18 protein-coding genes are annotated in these 19,055 nt (G+C 74.5%); 12 read left to right on the forward strand and 6 right to left on the reverse strand.

Going from position 1 to position 19,055, the window contains the following annotated elements; genetic code table 11:
- Window positions 1-900, forward strand: a 900-nt coding sequence (locus tag ABL57_RS06425; protein WP_047802631.1) for a ComEC/Rec2 family competence protein, incomplete at its 5' end; no start/stop codon positions are given.
- A 71-nt stretch (window positions 901-971) separates the two neighbouring features.
- Here ABL57_RS06425 and ABL57_RS06430 read toward each other — a convergent pair.
- Complete coding sequence (locus tag ABL57_RS06430) at window positions 972-1,766, reverse strand: SDR family oxidoreductase (protein ID WP_047802632.1); 795 nt, start codon at window positions 1,764-1,766, stop codon at window positions 972-974.
- Window positions 1,767-1,934: 168 nt separating this feature from the next.
- Here ABL57_RS06430 and holA point away from each other — a divergent pair, with 168 nt between their 5' ends.
- Window positions 1,935-2,936, forward strand: a complete 1,002-nt coding sequence (gene holA / locus ABL57_RS06435) for a DNA polymerase III subunit delta (RefSeq protein WP_047802633.1) — start codon at window positions 1,935-1,937, stop codon at window positions 2,934-2,936.
- Window positions 2,937-3,052: 116 nt separating this feature from the next.
- Here holA and rpsT read toward each other — a convergent pair whose 3' ends face one another.
- Both rpsT and ABL57_RS06445 read right to left on the reverse strand, forming a co-directional pair.
- Complete coding sequence (gene rpsT, locus ABL57_RS06440) at window positions 3,053-3,313, reverse strand: 30S ribosomal protein S20 (RefSeq protein ID WP_047802634.1); 261 nt, start codon at window positions 3,311-3,313, stop codon at window positions 3,053-3,055.
- Between the two features lie 203 nt (window positions 3,314-3,516).
- Entirely contained in the window at window positions 3,517-4,038 is a 522-nt protein-coding gene (locus ABL57_RS06445) for a type II toxin-antitoxin system PemK/MazF family toxin (protein WP_047802635.1), read from the reverse strand.
- Between the two features lie 193 nt (window positions 4,039-4,231).
- Between ABL57_RS06445 and lepA the strand changes: the two genes are divergently transcribed.
- Complete coding sequence (lepA, locus tag ABL57_RS06450) at window positions 4,232-6,088, forward strand: translation elongation factor 4 (RefSeq protein WP_047802636.1); 1,857 nt, start codon at window positions 4,232-4,234, stop codon at window positions 6,086-6,088.
- Window positions 6,088-7,332 carry a radical SAM family heme chaperone HemW gene (gene hemW, locus ABL57_RS06455; RefSeq protein ID WP_047802637.1) on the forward strand — a complete coding sequence of 415 codons (1,245 nt, stop codon included), beginning with the start codon at window positions 6,088-6,090 and terminating at the stop codon, window positions 7,330-7,332. Before lepA ends, hemW begins: the two co-directional genes overlap by 1 nt.
- Before the next feature lie 35 nt (window positions 7,333-7,367).
- Here the strand turns inward: hemW and ABL57_RS06460 are convergent, their stop codons facing one another.
- Together ABL57_RS06460 and ABL57_RS06465 are read right to left on the reverse strand one after the other, a co-directional pair.
- Window positions 7,368-7,832 carry a DUF4870 domain-containing protein gene (locus ABL57_RS06460; protein WP_047802638.1) on the reverse strand — a complete coding sequence of 155 codons (465 nt, stop codon included), beginning with the start codon at window positions 7,830-7,832 and terminating at the stop codon, window positions 7,368-7,370.
- A 146-nt stretch (window positions 7,833-7,978) separates the two neighbouring features.
- Window positions 7,979-8,842 carry a DUF3097 domain-containing protein gene (locus ABL57_RS06465; RefSeq protein ID WP_047802639.1) on the reverse strand — a complete coding sequence of 288 codons (864 nt, stop codon included), beginning with the start codon at window positions 8,840-8,842 and terminating at the stop codon, window positions 7,979-7,981.
- A gap of 175 nt (window positions 8,843-9,017) precedes the next feature.
- On the opposite strand from ABL57_RS06465, the gene hrcA reads away from it, so the two are divergent.
- From hrcA to ABL57_RS06480, 3 genes are all read left to right on the forward strand, one after another.
- Entirely contained in the window at window positions 9,018-10,025 is a 1,008-nt protein-coding gene (gene hrcA / locus ABL57_RS06470) for a heat-inducible transcriptional repressor HrcA (protein WP_047802640.1), read from the forward strand.
- 71 nt (window positions 10,026-10,096) lie between these two features.
- Window positions 10,097-11,245, forward strand: a complete 1,149-nt coding sequence (gene dnaJ, locus ABL57_RS06475) for a molecular chaperone DnaJ (protein ID WP_047802641.1) — start codon at window positions 10,097-10,099, stop codon at window positions 11,243-11,245.
- Window positions 11,242-12,030, forward strand: a complete 789-nt coding sequence (locus tag ABL57_RS06480; RefSeq protein ID WP_047802642.1) for a 16S rRNA (uracil(1498)-N(3))-methyltransferase — start codon at window positions 11,242-11,244, stop codon at window positions 12,028-12,030. The genes dnaJ and ABL57_RS06480 overlap by 4 nt, the downstream gene beginning before the upstream one ends.
- A 45-nt stretch (window positions 12,031-12,075) precedes the next feature.
- Here ABL57_RS06480 and ABL57_RS06485 read toward each other — a convergent pair whose 3' ends face one another.
- Complete coding sequence (locus ABL57_RS06485) at window positions 12,076-13,035, reverse strand: GerMN domain-containing protein (protein WP_053004791.1); 960 nt, start codon at window positions 13,033-13,035, stop codon at window positions 12,076-12,078.
- 325 nt (window positions 13,036-13,360) lie between these two features.
- Between ABL57_RS06485 and ABL57_RS06490 the strand changes: the two genes are divergently transcribed.
- From ABL57_RS06490 to ABL57_RS06510, 5 genes are all read left to right on the forward strand, one after another.
- Window positions 13,361-14,446: a PhoH family protein gene (locus tag ABL57_RS06490; protein ID WP_047802643.1), complete on the forward strand. Its 1,086-nt coding sequence runs from the start codon at window positions 13,361-13,363 to the stop codon at window positions 14,444-14,446.
- Window positions 14,446-14,952 (forward strand): rRNA maturation RNase YbeY, encoded by a 507-nt coding sequence (gene ybeY, locus ABL57_RS06495; protein WP_047802644.1) that lies wholly within the window; start codon window positions 14,446-14,448, stop codon window positions 14,950-14,952. Before ABL57_RS06490 ends, ybeY begins: the two co-directional genes overlap by 1 nt.
- Window positions 14,953-14,958: 6 nt before the next feature.
- Window positions 14,959-16,287, forward strand: a complete 1,329-nt coding sequence (locus tag ABL57_RS06500; RefSeq protein WP_047802645.1) for a hemolysin family protein — start codon at window positions 14,959-14,961, stop codon at window positions 16,285-16,287.
- A complete protein-coding gene (locus ABL57_RS06505) occupies window positions 16,280-17,350 on the forward strand; it encodes a GTPase Era (protein ID WP_047802646.1) in 1,071 nt (356 codons plus the stop codon). The genes ABL57_RS06500 and ABL57_RS06505 overlap by 8 nt, the downstream gene beginning before the upstream one ends.
- 161 nt (window positions 17,351-17,511) lie before the next feature.
- Complete coding sequence (locus tag ABL57_RS06510) at window positions 17,512-18,969, forward strand: LCP family protein (RefSeq protein ID WP_047802647.1); 1,458 nt, start codon at window positions 17,512-17,514, stop codon at window positions 18,967-18,969.
- Window positions 18,970-19,055: the final 86 nt, after the last annotated feature.

A 19,055-nucleotide genomic window follows, 5' to 3' on the forward strand; every position in this document is an offset into this window, starting at 1 on the left:
CAGCACTGGCGGGACCGCGACCGCCGGCGGCGCCGGCGGCGCACGGCGACGGCGGCGCTGCTGCTGCTCCTGCTGGCCGTGCTGGCCCTGCGCGCCCTCACGGACGCCCGCCGCCCGGCACCCCCGTGGGAGGCGATGCTGTGCGACGTGGGGCAGGGCGACGCCGTGCTGCTGCGGACGGCCCCCGGGCGGGCCGTGCTCGTGGACACGGGCCCGGACCCGCGGGCGCTGCAGCAATGCCTGGAGGACAGCGGGGTGGAGCACCTCGACCTGCTGGTCCTCACCCACGCCCACGCCGACCACACCGGGGGACTGGCCGCCGTGGCGCGGCTCGGGGGTGCGGCGGAGGTCTGGTACGGCACCGCCGACCCGGACCCGCCGCCGGAACTGGGGGAGGACCTGCCCGGCGTGGCGGCCCACCGCCCCCCACCCGGGCAGACCCGCACCGTGGGCGGCCTGCGCCTGACCGTCCTCACCCCACCGGCCGCCCCGCGCCGTTGGGGCGGCGCGTCCTCCGCCGAGGAGAACAACGCCTCCCTGGTGCTGCGCGCCGAGCTCACCGGGGCGGACGGGAGCGCGACGTCCTGGCTGCTCGCCGGCGACCTCGAGGAGCAGGGAGCCCGGTCCCTGCTGCGCTCCGCCGGAGCGCAGCTGGACGTGGACGTGCTCAAGGTCTCCCACCACGGCGCCCGCAACGGCGGGACCGCGATCATCGACGCGGCCACCCCGGCGCTGGCAGTGGTCTCGGTGGGCCGGGACAACGACTACGGACACCCGCACCCGCAGATCCTGGGCCACCTCCGGGACGCCGGGGTGCCGCTCGTGCGCACCGACCAGCACGGCAGCGTGCGCCTGCTGCGGGAGGGCGCCCGGCTGCGCGCGCTGCCCGTCGACGGCTAGCGCGGGGGACGCCCGGTCCCCGCCCGGGCCCTCCCCGCCCGGCCCTCGCTGCCCCGGGGCGCCGGGCGGCGTCAGCCGGCGCGGATCACCTTGTGCGGTGCGGCCTGGGCCACCGGCTTGATGGTGACGGTGTCCAGGTCCACGTGGTGGGGCAGCTCCACGGCGAAGGCGCAGACCTCGGCCACGTCCGCCGCGGTCAGGGGCTTCTCGACGCCTGCGTACACCGCCTCCGCGGCCTCCTGGTCCCCGCCCAGTCGGTTGAGGGAGAACTCCTCCGTGTGCACCAGGCCCGGGGCGATCTCCACCACGCGCACGTTGTGCTCGGCCTCCTCCAGGCGCAGCGCCTCCGTCATGGCCCGCTCGGCGAACTTCGCCGCGTTGTAGCCCGCCCCGCCCTCGTAGGCCCGGTGGGCGGCCAGGGAGGTGAGGTTCAGCACCGTGCCCTCGCCGTTGCCCCGCAGCGCCGGCAGGAACGCCCGGGTGATCCGCATCGTGCCCAGGACGTTGACCTCGTACATCCAGGCCCAGTCCTCCGTGCTCGCGTCGGCCACCCGGTCCGTGCCGCGGGCCCCGCCGGAGATGTTCAGCAGCGCGTCCACCCGGCCCTGCTCGGCGAGCACCTGCTCCCGCAGGGCCTCCACCTCGGCGTCGACGGTGATGTCGCACGGGGCCGGCACGGCCCCGGTCTCCCGGGCCAGGGCCTCCAGGCGCTCGGCGCGGCGGGCCACCGCGTAGACGGTCCAGCCGGCGGCGCGGAGCCGGCGGGCGGTGGCCTCCCCGATCCCGGTCGAGGCCCCGGTGACGACCGCGACCTTCCCGGTGTGCGTGCCGGTGCTGTGCTCTTCGGTGCTCGTGTTCTGCGTCATGGACCCCACGCTAGCGAGCCGCGGGGCCGATCGGGGACCGCGGCGCGACGTCGGCCGAGGCCGGGCCACCACCGGGTCGCCGTCGGGCCTCCGGTGTCCCGGCCCCGTGAGAAACTGGGGGCGACCCCACCCGCGGCCGCCCGGCCGCCAGCACAGGAGGACGCGGCCATGACCCCAGCACGGCGCCCCGCACCCGCCGCCGGCCCCACCTGGCGCGACGTCGAACCGGCCCCGCTCGTCCTGCTCACCGGCCCGGAGGACTACCTCGCCGCCCGCGCCCGCGACCGGGTCCGCGACCTCCTCAAGGACCGCCGCGGTCCCGTGGAGCTCTCCACGGTCGACGCCGCCACCTACGCCCCCGGCCAGCTCGCCGCCCTGGCCAGCCCGTCCCTGTTCGACGACGCCAAGCTGATCCACGTCTCCAACCTCGCGGCCATGAACGACGACTGCCTGGCCGACGGCCTCGCCTACGTCCAGGCCCCGGACCCGGAGGTCGTCGTGCTGTGGGAGCACAGCGGCGGCAACCGCGGCAAGAAGCTGCTCGACGCGCTCAAGGCCGCCGGCGCCGCCGTGGTGGAGTGCAAGCCCCTGAAGAACGACCGCGACAAGTCCGAGTTCATCGTCACGGAGTTCCGCACCCACCGCCGCCGGATCGAGCCGGACGCCGCCCGGGCCCTGGCGGCGGCGGTCGGCAGCAGCACGGCGGAGCTCGCCGCCGCGTGCGCGCAGCTGCTCTCGGACGGGCCGGAGAGCATCACCTTCGACGACGTCGAGAAGTACTACGGCGGCCGGGTCGAGGCCACCGCGTTCAAGGTGGCCGACGCCGCCCTGGCCGGCCGCGCGGAGAACGCCCTCAAGCTCTGGCGCCAGGCCCTGGACACCGGCGTGGACCCCGTGCCCATGGTGGGGGCGCTGGCCGCGAAACTGCGCACGATCGCGCAGGTGCACGGCACCCGCGGGGGCGCCGGCCAGCTCGCGCAGCGGGTCGGCGCCGCCCCGTGGCAGGTCGAGCGGGCACAGGAGGAGGCGCGCCGCTTCTCCGAGGAGGACCTGGTGCGCGCCCTGCGGGCGCTGGCCGAGGCCGACGCCCAGGTGAAGGGGGAGGGGCGGGACCCGGCCTACGCCGTGGAGCGGGCGATCACCACGATCGCGCTGTCCGGGCGCCGCTGAGCCGCCGGCGGCGGCCGCGCCCGGTGACGGGGGTCCCCGGCGGCCGCCCGGGCACGACGGAGGCCCCGTCCCTGCGCGGGACGGGGCCTCCGGTGCGGCGGTCGCGGGACCGCGGATCAGATCTTGGCGACCAGCTTGGCCAGACCGGACTTCTTGTTCGCCGCGTTGTTCTTGTGCAGCACGCCCTTGCTGACGGCCTTGTCGAGCTTGCGGGAGACGACGCGCAGCGCGTCCTGGGCGGTCTCCTTGTCCGAGGCGCTGACGGCCTCGTCGACGCGGCGGACGAGGGTCTTCAGCTCGGACTTGTACGCGTTGTTGCGCAGGCGCGCCTTCTCGTTCGTGAGGTTGCGCTTCTTCTGGGACTTGATGTTGGCCACGTGTGACTCCTTGGCGATGGGTGCGGAATACGGTCAGTGAGGGCAAACAGGCCGGCCATGTGACTGAGTGGGAGTGGGGACGCCCGTGTGGCGACCGCCCTGCAGTGCCCGACGACCAGCGCGGACACACAGCAGGACAGTCTAGCAGACGGCACCCGCCCGTCGGGCGACGACGACACGCGCCCGGCCGGGGGCCCGGGGGCTCAGCCGCGCCGGCGGACGAGCCGTGCGGCCACCCGGTCGAACAGGTCCTCGGGCAGGACCGCGCCCTCCCGGCGCACGTCCGCGGGCAGCACCCGCACCACGCGGTCGAGCTTGACCTCCGAGGGGCGGCCCCGGGGGTCCCACGGCCCCGCACCGACGTCCACGTAGTCGGGGTCCGGGTCGAGTCCGTCGGTGCGGTCCCGGGAGGTGAGCATCAGGCACAGCAGGTCGTCCCCGGCGCGGTCCACGACCAGCACCGGCCGGTCCTTGCCGCGGCGGTGGTCCTCCTCGAAGGGCACCCACGTCCACACGATCTCCCCGGGGTCGGCCTGGCCGTCCGAGAGGGGGCGGTAGACGGGGCGGACGGGTCCGGTCCAGTCGCCCGGGTAGGGGCGGGACAGCCCCGTGGATCGGACCTCGCCGGCCCGCGGCCGCGCGGTGGGGCGGGGCCTCGCAGAACGGTGGTAGACGTCCACGGCGCGGGCGGCGAGCCGCCCCAGGGCGCCCAGGTTCAGCCTCATGCGCCCCACTCTAGCCACGGGCCCGACCGGTGGGCGGAGGTGGTCGCCGTCGTGGACGGGGCGCGGCGCGGGACGAAATGGCCCCCCACCGGCAAACGTGGGAAACTGGACAGCTGAATCCCCCGGCGCGATCCACCCGCCGGTAGCCCCAGGACCTGCCGGAAGCGACGACCTCCCGGAGAAAGGACCGCCCGTGTCACCGCTGGCCGTCAACCCCCCGGTTCCCGCCTCGACCGACCCGTCGATCCTGCGCAACTTCTGCATCATCGCCCACATCGACCACGGCAAGTCCACACTGGCGGACCGCATGCTGCAGGCCACGGGCGTGGTGACGCCGCGGGAGATGAAGGCGCAGTACCTGGACCGGATGGACATCGAGCGCGAGCGCGGGATCACGATCAAGTCCCAGGCCGTGCGGATGCCCTGGAACGTGGACGGCCGGGACTTCGCCCTGAACATGATCGACACCCCCGGCCACGTCGACTTCACCTACGAGGTCTCCCGGTCCCTGGCCGCCTGCGAGGGCGCGCTGCTGCTGGTGGACGCCGCCCAGGGCATCGAGGCCCAGACCCTGGCCAACCTGTACCTGGCCATGGAGAACGACCTCACGATCATCCCGGTCCTGAACAAGATCGACCTGCCCGCGGCCCAGCCGGAGAAGTACGCCCAGGAGCTGGGCAACCTCATCGGCGTGGAGCCCGACGACGTGCTGCGGGTCTCCGGCAAGACCGGCGAGGGCGTGGAGGCGCTCCTGGACCGGATCGTCCAGGAGATCCCGCACCCCGAGGGCCGGGCCGACGCCCCGTCGCGGGCGATGATCTTCGACTCCGTCTACGACACCTACCGCGGCGTGGTCACCTACGTCCGGGTGGTCGACGGCAGGCTCACCCCGCGGGAGCGGATCAGGATGATGTCCACCGGTGCCCAGCACGAGCTGCTGGAGATCGGCGTGATCTCCCCCGAGCCGAAGCCCACCGAGGGCCTGGGCGTGGGGGAGGTGGGCTACCTGATCACCGGCGTCAAGGACGTCCGCCAGTCCCGCGTGGGCGACACCGTGACCAACCACCAGCGCCCGGCGGCCGAGAACCTGGGCGGCTACGAGGACCCCAAGCCGATGGTCTTCTCGGGGCTGTTCCCGATCGACGGCTCCGACTACCCGGTGCTGCGCGACGCCCTGGACAAGCTGCAGCTCAACGACGCCGCGCTGGTCTACGAGCCGGAGAACTCCGCGGCCCTGGGCTTCGGCTTCCGCTGCGGGTTCCTGGGCCTGCTGCACCTGGAGATCGTCCGGGAGCGCCTGGAGCGGGAGTTCAACCTCGACCTGATCTCCACCGCCCCGTCCGTGAGCTACAACGTCACCCTGGAGGACCGCTCCGAGCGCGTGGTCACGAACCCCTCCGAGTTCCCGGAGGGGAAGATCGCCGAGATCCGCGAGCCGATGGTCGCCGCCACGGTGCTGGCGCCCTCGGAGTTCATCGGCGCCATCATGGAGCTGTGCCAGTCCAAGCGCGGGCAGCTCAAGGGCATGGACTACCTTTCCGAGGACCGGGTCGAGCTGCGCTACCGGCTGCCGCTGGCCGAGATCGTCTTCGACTTCTTCGACCAGCTGAAGTCCCGCACCAAGGGCTACGCGTCCCTGGACTGGAAGGCCGAGGGCGAGGAGGCCGCCGACCTCGTCAAGGTGGACATCCTCCTGCAGGGCGAGCCGGTCGACGCGTTCAGCGCGATCACCCACCGGGACAAGGCCTACTCCTACGGGGTGATGATGACCGGCAAGCTGCGCGAGCTCATTCCGCGCCAGCAGTTCGAGGTCCCCATCCAGGCCGCCATCGGCTCCCGGGTGATCGCGCGCGAGAACATCCGCGCCATCCGCAAGGACGTGCTCTCCAAGTGCTACGGCGGCGACATCTCCCGCAAGCGCAAGCTGCTGGAGAAGCAGAAGGAGGGCAAGAAGCGGATGAAGATGGTGGGCCGGGTGGAGGTCCCCCAGGAGGCGTTCGTGGCGGCGCTGTCCTCCGACGAGGCCGGGACGAAGGACAAGAAGAAGTAGTGGCCCCCGCCCAGCCCGAGGGCCTGCCCGCACCGCTCGACGGGCGGCTGCCGGCCTCCGCCGCCGAGGGCTCCGCGGACCGCACGCTCAGCCTCTACGTGCACGTGCCGTTCTGCGCGGTCCGCTGCGGCTACTGCGACTTCAACACCTACACGGCCGTGGAGCTCGGCGACGGGGTGTCCCAGGACGCCTACGCCGCCGACGCCGCTGCGGAGGTCCGGTGGGCCCGCCGGGTGCTGGAGGACTCCGGCGTGGCCGCCCGGCCCCTGCACAGCGTGTTCTTCGGCGGCGGCACCCCCACGCTGCTGCCCGCGGAGGACCTCGCCGCCGTCCTGGGGCAGGCCCGGGAGAGCTTCGGCCTCGCCGAGGGCGCCGAGGTCACCACGGAGGCCAACCCGGACTCGGTGACCCCGCGGTCCCTGCGGGTCCTCGCGGAGGCCGGGGTGACCCGGGTGTCCTTCGGCATGCAGTCCGCGGCCCCGCACGTGCTCGCCGTCCTGGACCGCACCCACGACCCCGACAACGTGCCGCGGGCGGTCGCCTGGGCGCGCGAGGCGGGACTGGGCGTGAGCGTGGACCTGATCTACGGCACCCCCGGGGAGACCCTGGCCGACTGGGAGCACTCGCTGCGCACCGCCGTGGGCTACGAGCCCGACCACGTCTCGGCCTACTCCCTGATCATCGAGGACGGCACCCGGCTGGCCGCCCGGATGCGGCGCGGGGAGGTCCCGCCGGTCGACGAGGACGACCAGGCCGACAAGTACGAGCTGGCCGACCGGATCCTGGGGGAGGCCGGCTACGAGTGGTACGAGGTGAGCAACTGGTCCCGGCCCGCCCGCGGCGCCGGCGCCCGGGCCCACCGCAGCCGGCACAACCTCGCGTACTGGCACAACCAGGACTGGTGGGGGATCGGCCCCGGGGCCCACTCGCACGTGGGCGGCACGCGCTGGTGGAACCTCAAGCACCCGGTGCCCTACACGAACCGGGTGCGGGCCGGGGAGTCGCCCGCGGCCGGGCGGGAGATCCTCGACGCGGACACCCGCCACCTCGAGCGCGTGATGCTCGAGGCGCGGATCCGGGACGGCCTGCCCGTGGCGGCCCTGGACGACGCCGGGCGTGCGGCGGTGGCCGGGCTCATCGCCGACGAGCTCGTGGAGCCCGGGCCGGCGCTGCGCGGGACGCTGGTGCTGACCCTGCGGGGCCGGCTCCTGGGCGACGCCGTGGTGCGGCGCCTGCTGGACTGACCGTGCGACGCCCGCCGGACCCGGCGGCGGGTGCCTCAGCGGCGGGCGGCGCGCTCCCGCGACCGCTCGCGCAGCTTCTCGGCGAGGCGGTCGTACAGACGGGTGTTGAACCGGTAGAGGTACGGCTCCCCGTGGTTCACCCGGATCCCGCCGGCCAGGGAGCCGAGGGCCAGCAGCAGCCAGGCCGCGGCGGCGGCGAGCGCGAAGAACCAGCCGACGAACGGGACGGGGGCGAGCAGCACGCCGGCGACCACCACGAGCGTGGGCAGCAGGGTGAAGTTCATCGCCTCCCGCGACTCCTGCTCGGTGAACCTCCCCCGGCGGCGGAAGACGCGGTGGATGAGGAACGAGGGCACGAAGCCGACCACCCCGGCGAAGTGCGCCAGGGTCGCCCACTGGTGGTCCTCGGCGACGGTGAGCGGCTGCGCCACGGGGGAGAGGCCCTCGAACGGGGCCTCGGCGTTCTCGTGGCTCGATCGGGGGTCGGTCTGCACGGGCACGGAAGTCCTTCGGGGGTGGGACCGCGGCGCGGCTGCGGTCGGCGGATGGAGTGGCTCGATTCTACCGGCCGGTTCGGGAGTTGCACGGGGTTCGCCCGCGCACGTGTGCCTGTGTGACGTGATGTCGGTCGCGCCGGCCCGGGAGCTCAGGCGCCCGGGGCGGTGAGGAAGTCGATGAGCTCCTCGACCCGCCCCAGGAGGGCGGGCTCGAGGTCGGCGTAGCTGTCCACCCGGGAGAGGATGTGCTGCCACGCCCGGCCGAGGTCCCCGGGAGTGCGGTGCGGCCAGCCCAGGGCCGCGGCGGTGCCGGTCTTCCAGTCGGTGCCCCGTGGGACCACGGGCCAGGCCTCGATGCCGAGGACCGGGGGCCGGACCGCCTGCCAGATGTCCACGTACGGGTGGCCCAGCACCAGCACGTTGCCGGCCGCCCCGGGCAGGCGCATCGTCCGCTCGGCGATCCGGGACTCCTTGGATCCGGGCACGAGGTGGTCCACGAGGATGCCCAGCCGCCGGCCCGGGCCCGGGCCGAACTCCTGCACCGCCGCCGGCAGGTCGTCGACGCCGTGCAGCGGCTCCACGACGATGCCCTCGACCGCCAGGTCGTGCCCCCAGACCTTGGCCACGAGCTCGGCGTCGTGGTAGCCCTCGACCCATACGCGGGAGGCCTTGGCGGTGCTCGCGCGCAGCCCCTCCACGGCCACGGAGCCGGAGCGGGTGCGCCCGGGCCGCTTCGCCGCCGGGGCCCGGCGGGGCTCCACGACGACGACGGGCTCGCCCTCCAGCAGGAAGCCCGGCCCGAGCGGGAACGCCTTGACCCGGCCGCGGCGGTCCTCCAGGCCCATGACCCGCATTCCGCCGATCGTCTCCAGGGACACGACCGCCCCGACCCAGCCGGTGGTGACGTCCTCCAGGAGCAGCCCGGGGGCGACCGGCACCTCCGCGGAGACCGGCTTCCGCCGGGCCAGGCCCGCGTCGTCGAGGCTGCGCGGCCCCCAGCCGTAGTCGCTCATGCTCGTCCTCCCGGTCGCGGTCCCGCCCGTCCGGCGCGGATCAGCCGGAAGCGTACCAAACCGGGCGGGCGGGACCGTGGGGTCGGACACGGGGGCTACACTGGATCGCGCTGGCACTGTGGCCGCCCGAGTGCCAGGCGGCCCGGGTGCCGAGGAGACGACGGGGAGGAGCGACGTGAACCATCCGAGACGACTGCAGATCCTGCAGGCCATCGTGGAGGACTACGTGCACTTCCAGGAGCCCGTGGGCTCCAAGGCCCTCGTGGAGCGGCACCGGCTCGGTGTCTCCTCGGCCACCGTGCGCAACGACATGGCCGCGCTCGAGGAGGAGGGCCTGATCACGGCCCCCCACACGAGCTCCGGCCGGATCCCCACCGACAAGGGCTACCGGACGTTCGTGGACCAGATCGCGGCCGTCAAGCCGCTCTCCGGCCCGGAGCGCCGGGCCATCCAGAGCCTGCTCGACGACGCCGCCGACCTCGACGACGTCATGGAGCGCACCGTGCGCCTGCTCGCCCAGCTCACCCACCAGGTGGCGGTCGTGCAGTACCCGCACGCGTCCGGGGTGACGGTGCGCCACGTGGAGGTCGTCGACCTCGGCGCGGGCCGGGTGCTCGTGGTGCTCATCCCCACCAACGGACGGGTCGCGCAGCGCGTGGCGGTGCTGCCCGCCCCCCTGGAGGAGGCGCAGCTGCTCGAGCTGCGCACCCGGGTGCTGGCCGCGGCCGTCGGCCGTTCCCTGGCCGCGGTGCCCGCGGCGCTCGTGACCATGACCGCCGACATGGCGCCCGCGCTGCGCCCGGCCGCCGAGACGGTGGCCGAGGTCGTCGGGGCCCTGGCCGCGGGCGGGGCCGAGCACCGCATGGTCATGGCCGGCACCGCCAACCTCGCCCGCGCCACCGGGGACTTCCACCTGAGCATCGGCCCCGTCCTGGAGGCGCTCGAGGAGCAGGTCGTCATGCTCCGGCTGCTCTCCGAGATGGAGCAGGACGCCCGCGGCGTGGCCGTGCGCATCGGCGCGGAGAACGCCGCGGGGCCCCTGTCCGAGGCGGCGGTCGTCGCCACCGGCTACGGGCCCCAGTCCAAGGTCGGGGTCGTGGGCCCCATGCGCATGGACTACCCGTCCACGATGGCGGCCGTGCGCGCCGTCGCCCGCTACCTCTCCCGTATCCTCGGGGGCTGAGCCCCCGCGGGCCCCGGTGCCGGGGCCCTGCACCAGAACTCCCACCAGACCTCTCGACAGAACGGACCACGGTGAGCAATCACTACGAGACCCTGGGTGTGTCCCGCGACGCCAGCCAGGAAGAGATCAAGAAGGCCTACCGGAAGAAGGCCCGCCGGCTGCACCCGGACGTCAATCCGAGTCCCGAGGCCGCGGAGGAGTTCAAGCGCGTCTCCCACGCCAACGACGTCCTCGCCGACCCGGAGAAGCGGCGGGTGTACGACGCCACCGGGAACGAGAACGGCACCGACACCGGCTTCGGCGGCGGGTTCCCGGGCACCGGCTTCGGCTTCCAGGACATCTTCGACACCTTCTTCCAGGGCGCCGGCGGCTCCGGGGCGGGCCGGCGCGGGCCCGCCTCCCGCACCCGCCAGGGCCAGGACGCGCTGATCAACGTGCGCGTGTCCCTCAAGGACGCGGTCTTCGGCACCGAGAAGAAGATCACCGTGGACACCGCGGTGGTCTGCCCCACCTGCAACGGCAGCTGCTGCCAGGAGGGCACCCGCCCGGAGACCTGCGAGGTCTGCCACGGCGCCGGCCAGGTGCAGCGCCAGGTGCAGTCCATCCTCGGGACCGTGGTGACCGCCGCCCCCTGCGCCACCTGTGACGGCTTCGGCACGGTCATCAAGCACCCTTGCCACGAGTGCTACGGCGAGGGCCGCGTGCGCGACCGCCGCCCCCTGACCGTCAAGATCCCGGCCGGGGTCTCCTCGGGCAACCGGATCCGCCTCTCCGGCCAGGGCGAGGCCGGCACGGCCGGCGGTCCCAACGGGGACCTCTACGTCGAGCTCAAGGTCGACCCGGACCCGACGTTCGAGCGGCAGGGCGACGACCTGCACGCCAGGGTGCGCGTGCCCATGACCTCCGCGGCCCTGGGCACCACCGTGACCCTCGAGACCTTCGACGGGGAGCGCGAGGTGCCGGTGACCCCGGGCACCCAGACCGGCCACACGGTCACCCTGCACGACCTCGGCGCCACGCGGCTGCGCGGCGGCGGCCGCGGCGAGCTCTTCGTCCACCTCGAGGTCGAGACGCCCACGGGGCTCGACGACGAGCAGCGGGAGCTGCTGGAGCAGCTCTCCCGGCTGCGCGGGGAGGAGCAGGCCACCGGCACCACGCTCGACAGCCCCGCCGGCTCCGGCGGGTTCTTCTCGCGGCTCAAGGACCGCTTCGACCTGTGAGCCTGCCCGTCTTCAAGGTGGAGCCCGGCCGGCTCGAGGGGCTCGGCCCGGGCGCGGTGCTCACCGTCACCGGGCCGGAGGCCCGCCACGCCGTCACGGTGCGCCGCCTCGGCCCCGGGGAGCGCCTCGAGCTGGTCGACGGCGCGGGCGCCCGGGCGACCGGGGAGCTGTGCGCCGCCGGGACGGACAGCAGGGACAGCATGGACGTGCGCCTGGCCGCGGTGAGCGCGGACCCGGTCCGCCGGCCGCGGCTGGTGCTCGCCCAGGCCCTCGCCAAGGGGGAGCGCGACCTCCTCGCCGTCGAGACGGCCACCGAGCTCGGCGTCGACGCGGTGGTGCCGTGGCAGGCGGAGCGCTCCATCGTGCGGTGGAAGAAGGAGCGGGCGGCCAAGAGCCACGACAAGTGGGTGCACACCGTGGCGGCCGCCGCCAAGCAGTCCCGCCGGGCCCGCTGGCCCGAGGTGCTGCCCCTGAGCACCACCCGGGAGCTCACGGCGCTGCTGGGGCGGCCCGGCACGGCGGGGGTCGTGCTGCACGAGCAGGCCCGCGAGTCCCTGGCGGGACTGCTCGGCGGACCGCACCGGCCCTGGGAGGCAGCGGAGCAGATCGTGCTCGTCGTCGGCCCGGAGGGCGGCATCGCCCCGGGCGAGCTCGAGGCCCTGGCCGGCGCCGGGGCGCGGACGCTGCGGCTGGGGCCCGAGGTGCTGCGCAGCTCCACGGCCGGCCCGGTCGCCCTGGCCGTGCTCAGTGCCGCGCTGGGCCGGTGGGACGGCGCACCGGGCTGAGCCCCGGCCCGGCGGCCCCGCCCACGCCCCCGGCGGGCCCGGCCCTCAGCCCGCGACGACCTCCACGGCCCCGTCGTCGCGCACGGTCCCGCCCTCGGCGTCCCGGCCCGTGACCGTCACCCCGTACCGGCCGGGGGTCAGCTCGACCTCGGTGCGGAACCCGACCGTCCCGTCGTCCCGCGCGGTGGTGCTCACCGACCCGCCGGCGACCGTCGCGCCGTCCTCGTCGAGGACCGCCCACCGGACGTCGTCCACGCCCTCCAGGGCCCGGCCGGAGATCTCGACGGCGCCCTCGGGGTGCGGGCCCTCCCGGGGGTCCAGCAGCCACAGGGGCGCCTCCAGGTTCCCGTCCGGGCGCAGGGGCTGGTCGAGCCGGACGGAGCCGAAGACCTCCTCCCGGGCCCTCCCGTCCACGAGCACCACCACCTCCGGCTCCGCGTTCTGCGGCAGCAGCCCCGTGCTGCTCGCCGTGGCCGTCACGGTGTGGGCGAGCTGCTGGAGCGCGAGGTGCGCGTCCTGCTCGTCCAGGCCGGCGCGGAAGGCCTCGGCGGGCAGGTCGACGGTGATCGTGCCGTCCGGCGAGGTGGAGCTTCCCACCTGGTCCACCGGGGACCAGAGGGTGCGGTAGCCCGGGTCCTGGGGCGCGGCGGTGGTCAGCAGCGCGGCCGCGGCCGCGATGGGGTCCACGGCCGCCGGGCCCTCGGTGGCGTCCCGGAACTCGCGGAACAGCCGCTGCTCCCCGTCGGCCGCCCCCGCCCAGTACACCGGGACCTTCGTGGTGGCGACCGCGCTGCTGCTGCCCGCGGCGCCGCTGCCCGCCACGCCGGGCGCGGCAGCGGAGGCCGGCGCGGAGGCGGGCGCAGCGCTCGATGCGGGAACGACGCCGTGGGGCGCCGCCCCGGGCCCCGGGGCGCACCCCGCGAGCACGACGACGCAGGCCGCGGACAGGGCGCCCGCGCGGCGGCGGGCGCGGCGGGCGGGGGACCGGAACAGGTCAGTGGCCATGGGGGGACGCACACCTCGTCTCTCCGGGTCGGTGGGGATGCCGGTGCGGCCGGCCGGGGCCCGCACCCGTCCCCCTGCCGGAGGACCCGACCATTCCAGCACAGCGTCCCGGGGCCCCACGCCCGCAACGGCCGCTGCACCGTGACCGATACCAAATCGGAATGTCCGCCGGGGCGGGCCCGGGCGCCGGAGCCGCGCGGTACTCTGGTAGCAGGGCCTGCCCCGCGGGGCGCCCGCCGCCGTACCGCGGTGCCCGCACCGGCACCCGCACCGCAAGCACAGCACCCATCGAGAGAGCGAGAGCACGGCCCCACGGGCCGCACCCATGACTGAGACGCTGCCCGGCACCACGCACCCACTGACGGCCCGCACCGTCATCACCTTTCCCGACCGCGAGACCATGGTCCGCTGCCTCGGCTCCGGGGACGACACCCTGCGCCAGGTCGAGGCGGCCTTCCCCGGCCTCTCGACCCGCCCGCGCGAGCTGGAGCTCGGCATCGAGGGTCCGACCGGTCCCGTGCAGATCGTCGCGACGCTCTTCGACGAGCTGAAGGTCCTCGCCGGACGCGAGACCGCGATCACCCCCCAGGTGATCACGCAGCTGCTCGAGCTCATCGGCCGGGACCTCTCCGTCCGGCCCAGCGGAGCGCTGACCCAGAACATCCTCTCCAGCCGGGGCCGCAAGATCCGGCCCAAGACCCTGCACCAGAAGTCCTACGTCGACGCGATCGACGAGCACACCGTCGTGTTCGGCATCGGTCCGGCCGGCACGGGCAAGACCTACCTCGCCATGGCCAAGGCCGTGCAGGCGCTGCAGGCCAAGGAGGTCTCCCGGATCATCCTCACGCGCCCGGCCGTGGAGGCGGGGGAGCGCCTCGGCTACCTGCCGGGGACGCTGAGCGAGAAGATCGACCCGTACCTGCGCCCGCTCTACGACGCGCTGCACGACATGATGGACCCGGAGTCCATCCCGCGGCTCATGGAGGCGGGGACGATCGAGGTGGCACCCCTGGCGTACATGCGCGGGCGGACCCTCAACGACGCGTTCATCATCCTCGACGAGGCGCAGAACACCACGCCCGAGCAGATGAAGATGTTCCTCACCCGCCTGGGCTTCGGCTCGAAGATGGTGATCACCGGCGACGTCACCCAGGTGGACCTGCCCGGCAGCACCTCGTCCGGGCTGCGCCAGGTGCAGCACGTGCTCGGCGGTGTCCAGGACGTCGCGTTCACCGAGATGACCGCGGAGGACGTCGTGCGCCACGAACTGGTGAGCCGCATCGTCAGCGCCTACGACGTCTTCGACACCACGAACCGGCGGCGCAACGAGCGCCGGGAGCGCAAGGAGAGCACGAGGGCGGCGCGGGCCGCCGAGAGCGGCGCCGCCCCCGAGCACGGGGAGCGCGCCTGATGGCCGTCGAGTTCGACCTCCACGCCGACCCCGAGGAGGTGCCGGCCGCGGACCGTGCGGCCTGGGCCGCCGTCGACGCCGAGCTGCTGGGCCGGCTCGCCGAGCACGTCCTGCGGCGCCTGCACGTGCACCCCGACGCCGAGCTGTCGATCGCCGTCGTCGGCGAGGAGGAGATGGCGCGCCTGCACGTCGAGTGGATGGACCTGCCCGGCGCCACGGACGTGCTCTCCTTCCCCATGGACGAGCTGCGCCCCGGCACCGCCGAGCGGCCCGCGGAGGGGACGCTGGGCGACATCGTGCTGTGCCCGCCGGTGGCCCGCCGCCAGGCCGAGGCCGCCGGGCACTCGGTCGCGGACGAGCTGTGCCTGCTCACCACCCACGGGATCCTGCACCTGCTGGGCCACGACCACGCCGAGCCCGACGAGCGGCGCGTCATGTTCGCCCTGCAGCGGGACCTGCTCACCGACTTCCTCGGCCGTCCCGCCCCGGTCGAGACCATGGAGTAGCGGACCGTGACCACTGCCGTCCTGGTCCTCGCGGCCGTCGTGTTCCTGTGCACGGCGTTCGTGCTCACCGCCGCGGAGACCGGCCTGACCTACCTGCCGCGCGCCGACGCCGAGACCATCGTCCGGGAGGACCCCGGCTCGGCCGCCGCCAGGCTGCTGGCCACGCCCACCGCCCACCTGCACGCCCTGCGCTTCTGGACGGTGTGGTTCGAGACCGCCTCCGCCGTGGCCGTGGCCCTCGCGATGTTCCACGGGCTCGGGGACGTCTGGCTGGCCGGGCTGCTCGCCACCGTGGTGATGGCCGCGGTGGGCTTCGTCCTCACCGGGGTGTCCCCCCGCCAGGTGGGCCGCAGCAACCCCGCCGGCACCGTCCGGTTCACCTCGGGCCTCGTGCGCGTGCTGCGCGCCGTGCTGGGGCCCGTGCCGGGCCTGCTGGTGCGCCTCGGGTCCTCGGTCGCCCGGGCGCCCGGGCACGCCGCCCCCGGCTTCCTCACCGAGGAGGAGCTGCTCGAGTTCGTCGACCGCTCCACCGACCAGGACGTCATCGAGGACAACGAGGCCGAGCTGCTGCACTCGGTCTTCGACCTCGACGACACGAACGTCCGGGCCGTCATGGTGCCGCGCACCGACATGGTCACCGTCGACGACGACGACACCGTGGACAACGCGCTGAACCTCTTCTTCCGCTCGGGCTACTCCCGGATCCCCGTCATCGGGGAGAGCGCCGACGACGTGCTCGGGATCCTCTACCAGAAGGACCTGGCGGAGCGCGTGCACCGGCAGGGCGCCGGGCTGCGGATCGGCGGGCTGTCCGAGCTGGCCCGCGAGGTCCGCTACGTGCCGGAGTCCAAGAAGGTCAACGAGCTGCTGCGCGAGATGCAGCTCGAGTCCATCCACGTGGCCGTCGTCGTCGACGAGTACGGCGGCACCGCCGGGCTGGTGACCCTGGAGGACCTCATCGAGGAGCTGCTCGGGGAGATCGTCGACGAGTACGACCGCGAGAAGCCCGAGGTCGCCGAGCTCGGCGACGGCCGCTACCGCGTCTCGGCAGCCCTGGGGGTCGAGGACCTGGGCGACCTGTTCGGCGTCGACCTCGAGGACGACGAGGTGGACACGGCCGGCGGGCTGCTGGCCAAGAGCATCGGCCGGGTGCCCATCGTGGGCTCCCGCGCCACCGTCGAGGGCATCGTCCTCGAAGCCGTCACCCTGGAGGGCCGGCGCAACCGGGTGGGCCAGCTGGAGGTCCACCGGGACCCGGAGTGGGTTCCCCCGGGGTCCACGGCCGTGGATCCCGCCGCACTGGAGTCCGAGGAGGAGTCCCACCACCATGTCTGAGCCCACCCCCGCCGAGCCCGCCCCCGCCGGGTCCACAGAGCCCCCCGGGCCGTTCCGCGCCGGGTTCGCGGTGCTCGTCGGCCGTCCGAACGCCGGCAAGTCCACGCTGACCAACGCCCTGGTCGGGCAGAAGGTCGCGATCACCTCGAACCGCCCGCAGACCACGCGCCACACCATCCGCGGCATCGTGCACCGCCCCGAGGGGCAGCTCGTGCTGGTGGACACCCCGGGGCTGCACCGGCCGCGGACCCTGCTGGGCGAGCGGCTCAACGACCTCGTGGCCGACACGCTCGCGGAGGTCGACGTCATCGGCTTCTGCGTCCCCGCCGACCAGAAGATCGGCCCGGGGGACCGCTACATCGCCCAGCAGCTGGCCGCCTCCGGCAACAAGCCCGTCGTCGCGATCGTCACGAAGACCGACACCGTCTCCCGCGCCGAGCTCACGGAGCAGCTGCTGGCCGTCACCGAGCTCGGCCGCTCCGTCATGGCGGCCGAGCACCAGGCCCGCGCCGAGCGGGCCGAGCGCGCCGCCCGGAAGCCGCGGCACCGCGGAACGGCCGCGCCCGCGCCGGTCGCGCCTCCCGCGGAGCCGGGGTGGGCGGACGTCATCCCCGTCTCGGCCGTGGACGGCTTCCAGGTGGAGGCCCTCGCCCAGCTGCTCGTCGCCCGGATGCCCGAGTCCCCGGCGCTGTACCCCGACGGCGAGCTGACCGACGAGCCGGAGCTGACCATGGTCGCGGAGCTCGTCCGCGAGGCGGCCCTCGAAGGAGTGCGCGACGAGCTGCCGCACTCCCTGGCGGTCGTGGTCGAGGAGATGGTCCCGCGCGAGGGCCGCCCGGCCGACCGCCCGCTGCTGGACGTTCGGGTCAACGTCTACGTGGAGCGGTCCTCGCAGAAGGCCATCATCATCGGCAAGGGCGGCTCCCGGCTGCGCGAGATCGGCACCCGCTCCCGCACCGCCATCGAGGCGCTGCTGGGTACCAAGGTCTACCTCGACCTGCACGTGAAGATCGCCAAGGAGTGGCAGCGCGACCCCAAGCAGCTCTCCCGCCTGGGTTTCTAGGCCGGACGTCCAGGTCCCGGCGCGCGCCCCCGCCGCGCGCCCCCACCGCGTGGCCCGTCACGGGCCGCGCCGCGCACGACTAGCATGGCTCCCGGCGCCCCGGCCGGGCGCCGTCCCCCCGACCCCGGCCCCCGCCGCGGCCGTTCCAGGAGAAGATCACCGTGTCCTCAACGCCCCCCGACGCCCCCGGGCGGCCGCGCGCCCGCCGATGGTCCCGGAAGCGCTGGGCCGCCCTGGCGGTGGTGCTGGTGCTGCTCGTGGTCCTCGGCGTCGGGGTGGCGGCGACCTGGCGGCTGCAGTCCAACCTGGACACGTCCCCGCTGGACCTCGGCGACGGCTCCGGCACGGTCGAGGAGGGGCCGCTGGACGTCCTCGTGATGGGCACCGACACCCGTGAGGGCGAGGGCAACGACCAGTACGGCGACGACGACGACAGCTCCGGGTCCGGGCTGACGGACGTCATGATGCTCGTGCACGTGGCCGAGGACCGCAGCGGCGTCACGGTCGTCTCGCTCCCGCGCGACCTCGTGACCGACATCCCGCGGTGCACCGACCCCGAGTCCGGGGAGGTGCACCCGGCCGAGGAGGACGCGATGCTGAACTCGGCGATCGCCAACGGCGGCCCCGGGTGCACGGTCGCCACGGTCAACCGGATGACGGGCCTGAAGATGGACCACTTCATGCTCGCCGACTTCAACGCCGTCAAGGAGCTGTCCTCCACGGTGGGCGGGGTCGAGGTGTGCGTCAACGAGGCCGTCGACGACCCGAAGTCCGGCCTGGAGCTGCCCGCCGGCGTGTCCTCGGTGGAGGGCGAGCAGGCCCTGGCCTTCCTGCGCAGCCGGGCCGCGTTCGGGGACGGCGGGGACACCAGCCGGATCCGCTCCCAGCAGTCCTTCCTGGCCTCGCTGGCGCGCAAGATCAAGGAGGAGGGCACCCTCAAGGATCTGCCCAAGCTCTACGAGATCGCCGACGTGGCGACCCGCAACCTGCACGTGGACGAGGACCTCGCGTCGGTGCCCACCATGGTCGGCCTCGCCACCGCCGTGCGCGGGGTGGACCTGGCGGACATGGTGTTCGTCACCGTGCCCACCGAGCCCTACGCCCTGGACCCCAACCGCCTCCAGCTCGAGGAGGACGCGGCGGAGGACCTCTTCGAGGCGCTGCGCGAGGACAGGTCGCTCACCAGCCCCACGGAGGCCCCGACGGCCTCGGCGAGCCCCTCGCCCGAGGCGTCGACGGCCCCGCCGTTCGACCCGGAGACGGTGCCGCTGTCGGTGTCCAACGCCTCCGGCGTCGAGGGCCGCGACGGCGACATCGCCGAGGTGCTCGAGGGCGAGGGGTACGCCCCGGTGGAGAGCGGGGCGCAGCCGGCGGAGCTGCCGGGCACGCAGGTCTTCTTCGGCGCCGGCTGGTCCGAGGCCGCCGCCGCCGTGGCCGAGCTGCTCGGCGTGCCGTCGTCGCAGATCGTGCCCACCACCGACATCGCCGGGGTCCTCGTCTCGGTGGGCCAGGACTTCCCGGAGGGGGACCGCCTGGAGGTGCGCTCCGCGCTGCCGGGGGAGCTCAACGGCCAGACCGCAGAGCAGTACACCTGCCAGCAGGCGGCGGGGGACTGGTGAGCCGGTCCGCCGCGCGCCGCGTGATAGGTTGGACACATGCGGACAGGGACCCTCCTCCTTACGTGCCGCAACGGGGCCTGACCCGT

This window comes from Kocuria sp. SM24M-10 (genome assembly GCF_001027955.1).
Taxonomy (GTDB): Bacteria; Actinomycetota; Actinomycetes; order Actinomycetales; family Micrococcaceae; genus Kocuria; species Kocuria oceani.

Bases quoted from the DNA above. Each gene is read 5' to 3' on its own strand.
- ABL57_RS06430 (WP_047802632.1), bottom strand. From the start codon at position 1,766: ATGACGCAGAACACGAGCACCGAAGAGCACAGCACCGGCACGCACACC.
- holA (WP_047802633.1), top strand. From the start codon at position 1,935: ATGACCCCAGCACGGCGCCCCGCACCCGCCGCCGGCCCCACCTGGCGC.
- ABL57_RS06445 (WP_047802635.1), bottom strand. From the start codon at position 4,038: ATGAGGCTGAACCTGGGCGCCCTGGGGCGGCTCGCCGCCCGCGCCGTG.
- ABL57_RS06465 (WP_047802639.1), bottom strand. From the start codon at position 8,842: ATGAGCGACTACGGCTGGGGGCCGCGCAGCCTCGACGACGCGGGCCTG.
- ABL57_RS06485 (WP_053004791.1), bottom strand. From the start codon at position 13,035: ATGGCCACTGACCTGTTCCGGTCCCCCGCCCGCCGCGCCCGCCGCCGC.
- ABL57_RS06490 (WP_047802643.1), top strand. From the start codon at position 13,361: ATGACTGAGACGCTGCCCGGCACCACGCACCCACTGACGGCCCGCACC.
- ybeY (WP_047802644.1), top strand. From the start codon at position 14,446: ATGGCCGTCGAGTTCGACCTCCACGCCGACCCCGAGGAGGTGCCGGCC.
- ABL57_RS06505 (WP_047802646.1), top strand. From the start codon at position 16,280: ATGTCTGAGCCCACCCCCGCCGAGCCCGCCCCCGCCGGGTCCACAGAG.